Source organism: Alishewanella longhuensis (assembly GCF_014653435.1).
Classification (GTDB): Bacteria; Pseudomonadota; Gammaproteobacteria; order Enterobacterales; family Alteromonadaceae; genus Alishewanella; species Alishewanella longhuensis.
This window is the reverse complement of sequence record NZ_BNAO01000008.1, coordinates 13,321-27,533: the sequence shown is the minus strand read 5'-3', so window position 1 is coordinate 27,533 and position 14,213 is coordinate 13,321. Positions and strand designations below refer to the sequence as shown.

At 44.2% G+C, this 14,213-nt stretch carries 10 protein-coding genes; all 10 read right to left on the bottom strand.

Features of this window, described 5'->3' with window-relative positions; all coding sequences use genetic code 11:
• Positions 1-6: 6 nt before the first annotated feature.
• Complete coding sequence (locus IE163_RS14140) at positions 7-552, bottom strand: DUF7004 family protein (RefSeq protein WP_189433639.1); 546 nt, start codon at positions 550-552, stop codon at positions 7-9.
• A gap of 21 nt (positions 553-573) precedes the next feature.
• Positions 574-1,221 carry a hypothetical protein gene (locus IE163_RS14135; RefSeq protein WP_189433638.1) on the bottom strand — a complete coding sequence of 216 codons (648 nt, stop codon included), beginning with the start codon at positions 1,219-1,221 and terminating at the stop codon, positions 574-576.
• Positions 1,222-1,223: 2 nt separating this feature from the next.
• Positions 1,224-2,315, bottom strand: coding sequence for a ComEC/Rec2 family competence protein (locus IE163_RS14130; protein WP_189433637.1), 1,092 nt, complete (start codon positions 2,313-2,315; stop codon positions 1,224-1,226).
• Positions 2,316-2,612: 297 nt separating this feature from the next.
• Positions 2,613-4,460: a DEAD/DEAH box helicase gene (locus IE163_RS14125; RefSeq protein WP_189433636.1), complete on the bottom strand. Its 1,848-nt coding sequence runs from the start codon at positions 4,458-4,460 to the stop codon at positions 2,613-2,615.
• 96 nt (positions 4,461-4,556) lie between these two features.
• Positions 4,557-5,432: a hypothetical protein gene (locus tag IE163_RS14120; RefSeq protein ID WP_189433635.1), complete on the bottom strand. Its 876-nt coding sequence runs from the start codon at positions 5,430-5,432 to the stop codon at positions 4,557-4,559.
• Positions 5,432-7,192, bottom strand: coding sequence for a DUF3696 domain-containing protein (locus IE163_RS14115; protein WP_189433634.1), 1,761 nt, complete (start codon positions 7,190-7,192; stop codon positions 5,432-5,434). The genes IE163_RS14120 and IE163_RS14115 overlap by 1 nt, the downstream gene beginning before the upstream one ends.
• A gap of 9 nt (positions 7,193-7,201) precedes the next feature.
• The gene (locus IE163_RS14110; RefSeq protein WP_189433633.1) at positions 7,202-7,912 is read right to left on the bottom strand and encodes an HNH endonuclease signature motif containing protein; all 711 of its coding nucleotides are present in this window, start codon (positions 7,910-7,912) and stop codon (positions 7,202-7,204) included.
• 19 nt (positions 7,913-7,931) lie between these two features.
• Positions 7,932-9,143: a restriction endonuclease subunit S gene (locus IE163_RS14105; protein ID WP_189433632.1), complete on the bottom strand. Its 1,212-nt coding sequence runs from the start codon at positions 9,141-9,143 to the stop codon at positions 7,932-7,934.
• Complete coding sequence (locus tag IE163_RS14100) at positions 9,140-10,681, bottom strand: class I SAM-dependent DNA methyltransferase (RefSeq protein ID WP_189433631.1); 1,542 nt, start codon at positions 10,679-10,681, stop codon at positions 9,140-9,142. Before IE163_RS14100 ends, IE163_RS14105 begins: the two co-directional genes overlap by 4 nt.
• Before the next feature lie 89 nt (positions 10,682-10,770).
• On the bottom strand, positions 10,771-14,187 hold the full coding sequence (locus tag IE163_RS14095) for a type I restriction endonuclease subunit R (protein ID WP_189433630.1): 3,417 nt from the start codon (positions 14,185-14,187) through the stop codon (positions 10,771-10,773).
• Between the last annotated feature and the right edge of the window lie 26 nt (positions 14,188-14,213).

The following is a 14,213-nucleotide window of genomic DNA, read 5'->3' as shown; positions in this document are numbered from 1 at the left end:
TCCCTTTTATGCAATTAACTTCAACGCAGCTTCTTGACTAAAGAAGCCCCTAGCTTCACATTCAAGCTGCAATTCCCGCCATTTTTTCTGCCGTGAGTAATTTGCTGCCATCCTGGCTGGCATGCACTCTATAAGTAACTGGTGCACACCGAGCCGTTTGATGTATTTTTTTAAAATGGCATTCTGTTTATTTTCTTCGGCCACCATACCTGCGTAAAGAAAAGTTAGAATAAACTGCACCTCATTAGGCTCTTCATACTGTTTTGCCATACGAGTTATGTTATTGACTACACCATAATTAATGTCATTTGTCACTAATTTGAATACGGTTAGAAAATCACGGTATAGCCAAAAGCGTTGTAATGTCGTGGTATATTTTTGCATCAAGAAAAATACTTCCTCATCACGAACAGCATGAGCAAATTGATTACGAACATGGTAAATACACCAATGGTCGAAACGGCCTTTAGCAAAAAATAACCGTGTACCATCTGATAAATTCGAGATAAGAACCGCTTCAGCTTCAAATTTTTGATTCACTAAAAATGCCATAACTCGCCCTCCTTCAGTTCGCTATTTCTGATTAGAACGTGGCAGCATCAGCCAGGTGACAACAGCATTAGTCACCATTCTTTTGCCACTGTGATGAGCAGCTAGCACACAGGCTAAAGCAAAGAACACAGACACAAAAAACGAGTTTGGGGCAAAGACAGCAGCAGCTACTGGCACTGCAATAACCCCAAGCGCCAGCATTAAGCCAATAACCAGTGACACCACAACGCTGTCACGCCAAAGCAAAAACGCTTTGTGTGCATCCTTTATCAGCGGCTCATGCTGTAATGGCTGATAAATATGCTGATACCACACCCGGTTTTGCTGCTCTTGCGGCGCATTAAGTGGCATCAATGCCATCACTTTGTGCTGTAAACTAAGCAAATCGATACGCGGATCGTAAGCAGCAAGCTGCATAAAGCGATGGCCCGGTAAAACATTGTTAAGCCGAAAATACACAAGCTGATGCTTTACTGACGCAGGCAACAGGCTGCTAAATAAAGCTGCTAACAACATGATTAAAGCCATAACTACTGTATCTGGTGAAAACACCTCTATTGCAGACCAACTAAAGTCTGGATTAGAGAAGCCATAGGCAACCGATACCTGCGCAATAATAACCAGTGCTAACATTGGAAGGTTTTGTGTTTTTAAGGATAGCCTTGCCATAATTAAACCTCCTCTTCATAAGAAAAGTGGTATGTCTCAGTATCAATTGAGACCCAGCTAGCACGAGAAGGGGCATCGTGATAGTGACGTATCCCATTGCCTCGGGTTACAGCAACTTTGGCGCCTCGATGCAAAAACGCATTTAATACTGACTTACGCGGATGCTTTGGCTCGCCCGCTTTGGCGGTAGAGGCAATTGCCGTCACGCCACTTTGTGCACCCTGCACAACCGAGCTACCAATCAGACGGTTTAACACTGTTGGGCCAACATTGCGCCGGCTACCATGATGTGGAATCTGGATAAGCTTCAGTTCAGCTCCAGAGACACAAACGTCTATTTCATCTGCTGCATATTCTAATGCCTGGATGCCCGCATCTGCGGTAAATACCAAGCGGCGACCGTCAACAATAAGCTGGGTAATAACACTGGAGTTGTTCTTGGCAGAGGTTTTACCATCATCGGAAATATGATCGGTCCCCCAGTCAGCGAAGAATTTTTTCACTGCACGAACGGCTTGAGCTAGCAAGCTTTCATTAGCAACTAACCGCCTTTCAGCACGAGCAGGCATTCCATCAAAATCAGGAATTAGCGACTCGTAGTAAGACTTGCTTGGCCCTAACACCTTAACCGAACCCGTTCTATCCTTCAGACCGGTAAAGGGCTCTTTTAGAATAATACCTTTGCGCTTTGCTAATTTGGACAGTGACCATGCACGCTCCAAATTCTGCTTTAAACGCTTACCTAGACTGGAATCAGTTAAGCGACCATCGGCAAACTCATCCTCCAGCTTATGGTTATGTAACCATGGCTGATGCAGCCACAGCTCCTTCACTTGTAACTCGTTAAGTAGCACCTCGAGACCATTGATATGGTCTTGATCCGGGTGAGAACTGATGACCAAGTCAACGCTATCGGTACCAAAATGCGTGCGGATATGCTCAACTAATTCAGTGCCTGTGTTACTAAAGCCGCCATCGATGACTACCACGGTTTGTTCGTCGCGGCGACCATACAAATTACCAAACCGAATGGCAATTGCATCGCCACTTTTAGATTCGCTGCCTACACCTAAAAAATCCACTTCGTAACCCATGTTGTACCTCCTTTGAAATGTTAGTCACAGGAGATAATTCAGGAGTCATGCCATACAATTTTATCTTTAAAAATCAATTAACTATTAAAATACAATATGAAAAACAACAAGAATTAAGTAATTAAAATTACAATGCTGCAAATTATATTACCACCGAGATGCTATTAGTACTTACGGGGCTTCAGAAAAATGACACTTGACGAATTGCAAGGGTTTTACTCGTTGTGACATTATGTTTTTCTCTGCCAAAAGAGAATGCAACTGCAAAACAAAACTACCGTTCAATATAATGAAGGTTTAGCTGTGAATACCTGCCCAACCTTTACCATACTCCGCTAACTCAGGGATAGTGCAAACAACGGTCATGCAACTTCCAAGGGGGCTCCTTTTAAGCCGGGTTAAGCCAGCATAAATTAAGGCAAGATTTTTTCTGTTTGGCTTGCCATCAATCAGTACAACCAAGATCCTCGATTCCCAACCTTTAAAGCTATGTAACGTTGTTGCTTTTACTCTAGCATCGCCCATGTAAAAACCGACTTTTTGCCTTCTGGACTCTCGATCATCAGGGTCAAAGGTATGTACAGATTTAATGCCCTTTGCACCAATAGCTTTAACATAGGCAAATCCTTGTTCACGCGTGCTGCAAAGAAAAGTGGTATCACTAATTGCCATGTCTGAAAATGTGTCTTCGGTAAAAAAACTTAATGTTTCTTTCAAACAAATTTCAATTGCTGAGGCCGCATCGGTCTGAACCCATCTTAAATATGTCGGCTCCAGGTCAAGAGCATCTTGTTGCCTCATGGGTAAAATCGTGTCTTTTCCAGGAAGGAAATGTTCAGCAAAAAGGCTTGCTTGTTTTAACGCGTCTTGCGGCAAACGATAACTGATTGGAAGCTCAGACCAAGGACCACTGAAACCAGCGCCCGTCATAGCATCGTCTGTCCAGTTGCCTGCAGTCTCATAGATATCTTGTGTTACATCAGCAACTAGCAACATCTCACCATCTTTTACACAGACTTTTCGCAGTAAGTTCCACCATTTCGGTAAAAAATCCTGGCCTTCATCTACTAAAATCGCATCAAAGAAAGTTATTAATTCAGGTTTATTAGTTAATGCTTTTTCAACTAAATTTGGTAAGCCCTCACTTAATACTAATTCAGTGCTTTCGTTTTCATCCCAAAGATCTCGGTATTCCTTTTCAAAGCCTGCATCCTCACACACTCGACGGCACCACATATGAAAATTTAACCAAGTCACTTGCTTACGCGTATTCCCCGTTTTATTTGGCCAACGAACAGCTATATCCATCAGATAATGAAGCAGGGTTATATTGAATGTGACCACTAAAACCTTTTTGCCTTGGCCGACCAGCTCTGCAGCCCTTGCTCCCAATACAAGTGATTTGCCCGAGCCCGCAGCCCCTCTGACACGGCGGTAACCTGTTTTTGTCCGGCTGTTGACAAGAAACCTCTGATTCGCATCAAGCTCTAGCGGCAAGCGTTGCGCTTTTGAAAAGTCTGGTTCAACCAACCAGTTTCGTAAATCCTTTGCCAGTTCTGTATTCATGTATCTGGAGTATTTGCGCTTACTCTCAGGAAAAACTATTGAAATATCGCCACTATTTAAAGCGTCCCGACCTGAAACTGGCGTATATTGCGGATATTCCAACATAGCACGATATTGCATCGATGGCTGAAATAGCTTCCGAATGTGATCTGTATCTGCATTGGTAAAAATGACACCAGCAGTAACCAGAGCAAAACCCGCCCTTTGCTGCAACCTTGGACAATAGAGCTCAAAAACCTCTCGCTTATATCGAAAAAGCTGCTCAATGGGGTTGTCATTGACTAAAAAAGTATGAGATCCATCATTTGCCAAAAGTTTAGGTGCACTATTTCCCTTGGTTTCAATAAAGTAAGACATAGCATTGAAGTTCCAGTCTTTTACTTCAAAAACCGCAATACCAACAGCAGGATTAAGTAAAACAAAATCGGGCCTTAATCCATTTAAATGCGGTTGAACATAGATTTCCCAGGCAGGATCAAGATAACGGTCAAAAAAATTAAATACCATCCACTCACCATCCGTAAGAGATTGGCGCAGGTTCTTAAGTTCTGCCCGTGGTGGAGATACAATACGTTCCATACGTTTTCCTCAATACCTTACCTGGGTTATTGCCGCAAAGCAGTTCTCGATTTGCCATCAAGCCAAAGACAAATTCATCAGAGTGAAAATTTTTAGTTAGTTCAGCGCCAGCGATAATGCCCGCCCATCATCGATAATTTGTTTTAGCCACACAGCGGCCTCCTGACTCTCTTCCTTACTACACAGATGAAAACTTAACTTATCTGCCTGGGCGCCAAGTTCAGGACCAACATCAAAACCCTGTCCGGATTTAATCGCACCAAACTCGGTAAAAATATATCTGTCGTGAAAAAACTTTGAGGGTACGACGATCAGATGAAACTTTGGGATAAAACTAAAACTTGCGCCGTATTCTCGCTTGAACACAGCTTCGGGGTTAGCTGTATTAACACTGGTCGCCAGTGTTATATTTACGGTATGTTGATGAGCCTGCAGAAAGCGAAATATCTCCTTTAATACCGGGTTAGCCGCCAGACTGAAATATTGGTCGATAATTACCAGATTCCCCCCCCACCTCAGGAGCGAACTTAAAGCCTCGACGATACTTTCAGCTGTTTTTTTGACTCTGACTGTAGGTGGAGTGGTCCAGCTGTGGTCACCTGCGATGATGTCTTCAAAACTCAATGCGTTTTCTACGCGCTCCGATATTACAGAATTGAATGGTCTAACTGCCCGCTGATACTCCAACCAATTTAGCCAACTATCAGCACTAATATGTGAGCGGTAGCATGGCATAATGATTTTATCCTGCGCTTTATCCTGACGCAGTTTGTTAAGGAAGTTTGTAATCGATTTTTTCTTGACGGGCTCAATATGTTCTGACGCTTTAGCCGCTTGATAGGCTTCGCTTAACCAATCTTTTAGCGGTGCAACGACATACCTGCCCGCTTCAAACCCAAATGCTGTTTTAAGCAGGCCATAATAATGATAATGACTCAGACAGTTCGGATCTAACGAAACTTCCTTATACATCAGAATAGCTCCTCATCACGCTCATCAAAGAAACCATCAGGCCAATCGTGCTCGAAATCACCATCATCGGTAATCTCAAGTTTTTTGGTAATGACTCCTTCGCTAGTCGACTGCAAATAAATTATGGAAATTTCGTTGGGATTAATTGGATCATATTTGGCTTCAGAATCTTTATGGCTTTCTCTAATCCGTCTGAGAATCCTTAAAATAATATGCTCGCTATGTGTTTCAATAAGAAAGGATTTATCATTACAGCTTTCTAGCAATAAATCTCCTAATACCACTTGCACTCTGGGGTGAATATGCAATTCTGGTTGCTCACAAGCGATTATTCCTTTTCTTTCATCTTGCGACGCTACAATCAATGGTAATAATTGTGAAATGCCTACGCCGATATCAGATGTTGTTACCGGAATTTGATTGCGAATATCCCAAAGAGAAACGAAAGAGGTCTTATCTATCTCATTACCGACATAGAAACTCGAGTATATATCGTTGTTTTTCCTTAACTCCTCAAGATACTCCATCGAGACAGGCACCTGTTCAGACTCAGGGTTCACATCTAAGTTTTCTTTAGATAAGCTGGCCATCAACTGACCTTGGACCGCGTCATTGATTGCCATCACATCTTCAGTACGCTCAAAATTTAGCGACGCCTTAATAAAACGAGTTTCTGAATCTCGTGTTACATAAACAAGTTGATAACCCAGATTGAGTTTATCTTCGTCTGCTAACCACTCATTAATTTTAGCGTCGCGCATTAAATAAGGCGTACTTAGCTCATCCCAACAGGCTTTTCCATCATACCAATCACCTTGCCGAGGGTACTGGCTTGGCTGATAGGTTGAATCGGGAATACACCGCAGCGGGCCAATACACAGACTGTCATTCAGGATAGCCAGTAAATTATCTAGGGGAGATACCAATACTTCACTGAGCGCTTCATTGATAATCGCTGTGACAACAGAATCTTCGTGGCTGATGGTTGTTTCAAGTAGTTTATTCGGTTTAGGCAGTGCTCCAGAAATCGCTTTAAAACCAACCATCTTGTGATGTTTCAGCTCAGCATGCAGCTGACTCTTTAAGCCATTCTCACTAAACTTCTCTGAGCTATTACTTAAAGCCATCTTTGGCTGATACCAGCCAGACCAAATAGCTTCTTCGCTATTTTCCAACATGGTTTCTAGCCATGTATCGTGGTCAGAGGGGAGTAAAAGCACATGCGACAAATTTAACTGAGTGATTAAAGGGTTTTTTAAACCTTCATCACAAGAGGTCTCACAGATAAACTCATTATTTAGCCAGACACTAAGCTTTTGCACATAGGCCGTTTTCTGCAGCTTTGACCAGGCAATTACAAATTCTAAACCTACCTGCTCGGTTGCAACTGCTTGATCTTGTAATAATAGAGATACGTCATGCAGCGTGCTGGATTCCGTTAAAAGATCCAGCGATTTAGCGTAAGTACTGCCAATTGCACCTTGCTTATCATAATCAACACGGATCACGATACTTTTCGACAAATCGCGACCATTTACTAAATTTTTGAAGCCTCCAACCAGTTTATTGCCCAGCGCCTCAAGTCTTTGCGGATTACATTGACCCTTCTCAATAATTTGCTGCAGGTAAAACAGCGCCATTAAAACCGAACTTTTACCGACTGAGTTAGGGCCAAATAACAATGTTATTGGAGAAAACGTTATCGTCTGCTCCTTCTTAAACGAACGGAAGTTGGTAAGTGTTAATTTGGTAATTCTCATTAGGTATCCTCAACTCCCATAAACGGCTTCTAACCGGCTTAAAAGTGACGCCATTACACGGGTTTCTACTTCAACATTCATTCTGCTTGCTACCAGATTTTGCAAGGTTATGGCGGCTTCGATGTATTGTTTTTGCTCGGCAAAGCTAAACCGTGGCCAGTTGTTGGCGTGTTTTTTAGCGTTATGTGCTTTTAGTAATAGCTGCAAATTATCAGGATGGTGCTTGCCCGGTGTTTTGGGGTTTAACAATGCGGTGGCATGGTCGACTTCAAAGTCCAACCCAAAGTAAGTTTTCAGTTGGCGGCTAATGGCTTCAAACTCGTCGATACGATACTGCTCGGCCACACTTAGTTGTTCACTATCGCGCTTTATTATGTCGATACGGCGAAGTGGTGCTAAGTCTTCTTCGACCTCTTCGGCTTCATGTTGCTGCTGCTCGGTAGGCGTTAAAAAGCGCACCTTTTTTGGCCGCTCAGAGGCATCAACTTCAATCTGGCTGCCAAAGCCTCCACTGGAAATCCGCGAGCTTAACCTGGCGGCTATTTCCCGCAGGCCGGTGGTATCGTTTTTCTGTTTAGCCGCTTGCGCATCGGCGTTAGCCAGTAAATCGGGGAATAGCTCCGCTACCTTTAGCGCCCATTCCGATACCGTTAGCCAATCCGCTGCGGTGCTTAGCGCATGCAGGTATTTGTCGTTAATGCTGGTAAGTTTGGTATTCATAACATCCTTGTTTTTCAAGTTATAGCTGGCCGGAGAAGACTTTTTGACTTAGCGATTCAAATAATGATTCGTTACCGAATTCATCCGAATTTTCAAGAATCGAATTAACTTTCAATCGAACCTCCTCAAATTTCTGTTGCATATTTACTGGCGGTACAGGAATGTTCAGGTTCTCAATCTGTTGTTTGGTTAAGGCTTCACGAGTAGCACCTGCGCCTGACATCTTTAACAGCATTAGTTTGTAAGGCGAGGAAATAAGTACGTGCATCAAATAACTTGAATACACATCGCTCTTGCCTCTGATTATACAAACATGTTGGTTAACTCTCGCGGGTAAGACGTTAGCAGGAACAACTGTACACCGACAGACAGAAGCACCCGTTATATTCAGAAGGACATCGTTTTCTTCAACGACGACGTTTGATAGTCTTGTTGCCTGTTCATCATTAATAAAAGCCAAATCCTTGAATCTAAATTCGTTATCGTGAATATTCAGACTTCGAATTAATGAAATACCTTCTGATTGGTATGACTCCGAACCACCTTTAGGCGTTGCTCCACTGCCAATTTTGCTCGTTATTGCTTTTAAAGGCTTAACCTCCCACCCCTTCGGATTCGTCACCGGATCGCCAAACATTTCCAGAAACACGGCGCGAAGGAAGTCGTCGGCGAGTTGGATGGCTTGCTGGCGTTTGCGGCGGATGGCGTCGGCTTTGTCCAGTATCGCGGCAATGCGTTTTTGCTCGGCTAGTGGTGGGAGTGGGATTTGCAAACTACGAATATTCCCAAGTGACACAAATTTTTGTGTTCCACCTCGTGAGTTACTCTCAAATTGTCGAATAGCAAGATCGCTGTTTAAAAAATGGTAAATGAACCGATTGAAGACCTTACTACTTTTTGAAAATTTGAATAAAGCTACATTTTTTATTGAGAAATCAATCTGTTTTTCAACAATAACAGGATTCCCAATTGTTCCTATCATTGCATATAAAATATCACCATCATCTACAGCTGAACGTTTTGATATAGCAAGGTGATCAGCCTCAGAAATCAGGTTACATGATGAAAAATCAATCTTCCCGCCAACGAGGTTTTTAGATGTTACTAACGGAATGCCTGTATCTACACTCTTTGGTGAGTCATGTGTTCCATCACGAACGTCCATTACAGAGTTGGCATCAACCCATTGCCAACCTTTTGGCAAAGAACTATCGCAACCAAGCTTAATCACAGCATGGCCTCCAGTGCTTTTAAATCCGCCAAAATATCGTTTTCCAGCGCTACCAGCTTATCCAGGATCACTTTAGGGTCTTCATACTGCTGCTCGGCATACACCACTTGCTTATAGCGGTTAATCGATAGGTCGTATTTATTGCCAACGATATCGGCTTTGCTGACCCAAAAGGCTTTTTGGCTGCGATCGTTTTGCGCGGTTTCGGCAATGGCTTTATCACGCGCTTTAAACTTGGCGACTACGTCTGGCAGGTCGTTGTCTTTGATTGGCGTACGTTTGTCATCCAGGCTCATGCCGTCGGCTTGCACGTCATAAAACCAAACGTGGTCGGTGCGTGAGCCTTTGGTGATAAACAAAATGGCAGTTGATACACCGGCGTAAGGTTTAAATACGCCCGATGGCAACGACACCACTGCTTGTAACTCGTTGTTTTCAATAATGTGCTGGCGCAGTTGTTGGTGGGCGTTGGATGAGCCAAATAACACGCCGTCCGGCACGATAATGGCAGTTTTGCCGCCGTTTTTAAGTAAACGCAGAATTTGAGCGACAAATAACAGTTCAGTCTTTTTGGTTTTCACCATGCGTAAAATAGCGGGGTCGACGTCTTCTTCATCGAGCGAGCCTTTAAACGGCGGATTGGCGATACACATGGTGTAAGCGTCTTTACTTTGGTTGGGGAAACGCTCGGTAAAGCTGCCGCTTAAGGTGTCCTGATAATGCACGTCAGGTTCAGTCACCCCATGCATTACCAGGTTCATGGCGGCAATGCGCAGCATGGTGGCGTCGAAGTCAAAGCCGTGGAACATATCGGAATTGACGTAATCACGGTGTTCGACCAGTAAGTCGCCACTGTAGATTTTTACCTGCTGCGTTTCGCCGTTGTCGCCCACCACAGTCTCAGTGTGCACGCCTTCGGGCGAGGTGTATTTTTCCAGCAGGTACTCATAGGCCACAGTTAAAAAGCCGGCGGTGCCGCAGCTTGGGTCGACAATGCGGTCTTCGACTGTGGGGTCCAACATTTCAACCATAGCGCGGATAATATGGCGCGGGGTGCGGAACTGGCCGTTAATACCGGCGGTGGTGAGTTTGCTTAGCAGGTACTCGTACAAATCGCCTTTGGTGTCGCTGTCTTCAAGCGGTAATTTGTTGATCATCTCGACCGCGGATTCCATTAGCGTTGGCTTTTGGATCATGCACTGGGCGTCTTTCATAAACTCGGCAAATAACGAACCTTCGCCCGAGGCATTTTTAAAATGCGGGAACACTTCGTCGCGCACCAGCTTGAGCATGGTGTCTTTGTCCTGATGGATAAAACGGTGCCAGCGGATATGTTGCTGGTCGTCGTTAAAGCGGCGTTTAAAAGCAATGCCGCGCAATTTGGCCCGTTTTTCGTCGCGCTGTTCGTGTAAATCTAACAAGCGGGCATACATCAGGAAGGTGATTTGTTCTATCACTGTCAGTGGGTTCGCGATACCTCCGGTCCAGAACTCTTCCCATAACTTGTTGATATCGCTTTTTAACTGGCCCGTAATCATAAAAATCTCTTTATTGGTTGTTTCACTTATTTGTCGCTTAGCAAGGGTGCTAAAGCAAATTCGGTTTTGGTATATATTTGGAACTTTCTTTATATTTTCGCTGCCATTTCGGCTTTGGTTAATGGCGCTGGTAGCTCGAAGGTTTTTAAGAACGAGAACACGTCACCTTCGGAGCTGCCTAAAATGCCTTCATAGATTTTGTTGTAAGGTGCCTGATCGAGATCAGCCATTTTAATGCCGCCACTGCGGGCAATATGGCCTATCAACATATCGATGATCCGCATAGCTTGCGGCGGCATGCGATGATGTTGTAACAAGGCGGTAAAGCTTTGCTCAATGTAGCGGGCATCCATCCCGACAATGCTACGCAGTAACTTATCCAGTGGCTCGGTAGTATCGGGATAGAAGGTTTTTAAGGTTTCGATATCCAAATCGGCGTATTTGGCGTGAATAATACCGTTTAGCTGGGCAATTTCCTCTAATGTGACGGCTTTACCTTGGCGAATTTTTTGGATAACCGGGTTGCTGTCAAAGATGGGCTCAAGCACTTCCTGTACTTTTTGCTGATAGATTTTGTAATCCACCGTATAAATATTGGCGGCTCTAACCTGGTATTCGATATCCGCATATTCCTCTTTGACATCGGTATATTTAGGGCCAGGATTGGGCGGTGTAATTTCACCTTCCAGCAGATACATCACTTCGCGTAGCGCCAGCCGATGTTGCTCCAGCACAGCAACGCTGATGCTTTGCCAATTGCTGTCATCCATCAGGAATTTAATTTCGATGGCCTTGGCTTGTACCTGCGCCACGTTTTTCGGCAGCCTTTCCAGCACGGCTTGAACTTCAAATTTTAGTTCGGCAATCGCTTGCGGGTTGTTTATCAGCTCGGTTTGCGTTTGTGCGATTAAACAATCCCAGCGAAAGGCTTTACTTTGGCCATTTAAAAGCAGCCAATCCATCAGTGGCGCGATGGTGGTTTCCAGCATAGCGATGGTGGGCTTGGCAAATTGCTTTAATAATTTAAGATCAGACAGCTGTTCAACTAGCTGCCACTGATCACGGATGTTGATATTGCGGGTATCCAGCGATTTGATGTCTTGTTGCACCAGGTTAATCGCCATATCAAACGCTGATAGCTCGAGTTTTTTCAATGCGATTTCAGCCAGTTGCAACCGCAGCTCAAAGCGTTTTTGCGCCAGCGATTTACTATTGGATGGCTCAACTTCTTCGTAATAAAACTCGAAGTAGTCAAAGTTGTTCCAGTGGTCAAAAATCAAAAAACGGGTTTTGTCTTTACCGTGGCCAAATAAGTCTTTGCAAAGCCGGGTGCCACGGCCAATCATTTGCCAAAACTTCACCTTCGACTTAACAGGTTTTGCAAATACCAGATTCACCACACTGGGGACATCGATACCGGTATCCAGCATGTCTACCGAAATCGCTAGTGTGATGGGGTCAGGCAACGAAGGATCTTTGGCCTTTTCTTCTTCCGTGATTTTAAACTGATCAATTAACGCTTCGGCACGATCCTCCTTCGAGTGAATAACTTCACAAAAGCTCTTACTGAGCTCCGGATACATCTTGTCGAATAAGTCTTTTAATAGAAGCGCGTGATCAATCTTGCGGGCAAAGATAATGGTTTTGCCGATTAATTGATTATCTTTGTCTTTGATGCCGTTGGTCATCAAATTACGCAATACCTGACGGTTAGTATCTTTATTAAGCACCGCTTTATCAATGTCGGTAGACTCGAATTCATATTCGTTAGGATCTTCGCCCTGCGCTTCTAGCTCTGCAATCTGTTCGTCAGTTAAGGAACGTTGATTCATACCCTCGCGCATAAACTTGGTGGTCATGCTAACAATTTCAAAGGGTACCAAATGGCCTTCTTCAATAGCTTTTTCCAGCGGGTAGTTGGCCGTTGGTTCTTTGTAGTCACACTCAAATAACTTACAGGTAGAGCGCGATACCATTTCTACCGGTGTTGCCGTCAGGCCCACTTGCAGGCAGTCGAAGTACTTAAACAGGTTACCAAAAACGTTATATATTGAGCGGTGCGATTCATCAGCAATGATAAGGTCAAAGTACCCTACATCAAACTTTTCATAAATGCCCATCATGCCCGGGTAAGTGGCAATAAAAATCCGGGCGGTGTCCTGATACTTTTTATCGCTTTTGCCAACCACATAAGGCTTAACGCCCAGGAACTCAACAAAGGCTTTGTCGGCTTGTTTACGCAGTTCTTTGCGATCACATAAAAACAGAATGCGCTTGGCCCATTTGGCATCCATCAGTGACTTAGTCAGTGCAATTGATACCCGCGTTTTGCCGGTGCCTGTGGCTTGTACCACCAAAGCCTTACGGCGTTTTTGCTCAAAAGTTTCATGAATACGCGCAAGCGTTTCTAACTGATAACGACGGCCAGCGATACTGGTATCAATAGCGACCTCACAGAGCTTTTTCTTTTCAACGCGCTGAAACTTCACCAGATGCTGTAATGAGCTTTTGGAATAAAAACTATAGATTTTGCGCGGCGGATAGCCCTGCACATCGTCCCAAATGTAGATGTCGTGACCATTGGTGTAGAACATCACTGGGCGCTGACCGAAATCCTTTTCTAAGGCATCAGCATAGTCTTTAGCTTGTTTCTTACCAAGGCGCGCGTCTTTGGCGGTTTTCTTGGCTTCCACTACGGCAAGAGGTAAACCATCATCATCCCACAGCACATAATCCGCATAGCCTTTGCCGGTTTGGGTTGGCTGATGTTTAACTTCAATTTCCTGACCGACTTGTTCAGTCGACTTGTTGTTATCACCAACATCCCAACCCACGTCACGCAGCTCTAAATCGATAAGGTATTTGCGGGTTTCTGCTTCGTTCAGGTTTAAGGTGTTGATAACGGTTTGGCTATTGGTAGCAAAGGCGGTAAAAGCGGGTTCATTGCGCACAACAACAGTTTGTTTCGCTGCTGCCAGCAGTTTTTCATTGGCTTCTTGCTGGCGTGCCAGCTCCGCCATGGCTTGCTGGTAAAGCTCCTCTTTTTGTTCGAGCTTTTTCGTTAAGTTATGGGCTGGTGAGACATCGGCTGTGAACTCGATAAAGGCGGGTATCACATCGGGTTTGGCCTGGTGGTAGCTACAATAAAACCATGCGCCTAACTGGTAACATTGTTTTACCGCAAACACCGCATCTTTATCGGTGCCTTTATTTTCGTGCGCCGCTTTGTTACCCAGCGTTTTAATGATGTGGAATTTATCCAAAATGGCAGCGTCGGCTAACAGGACAAAATCAGCCCCCACTAACTTGTCGTGAAACGAGGCTTTAGGCAGGCATGGCAACTTGAGCGTTTGATAAATGAAATTCACCATAAACTCGCCGTAAGAGCGCAGTTTAATCAATGCACTTTGAGGATCGCTAAACGCGTATTCTTCCGCGTATGCACCAAAATCAGCAAGCTCTGGCCAATTTTTTCTTAAAAACTCAAAATTCATCGATTGCTTCATTCCAATTTATTCCTAATATCCCTGTA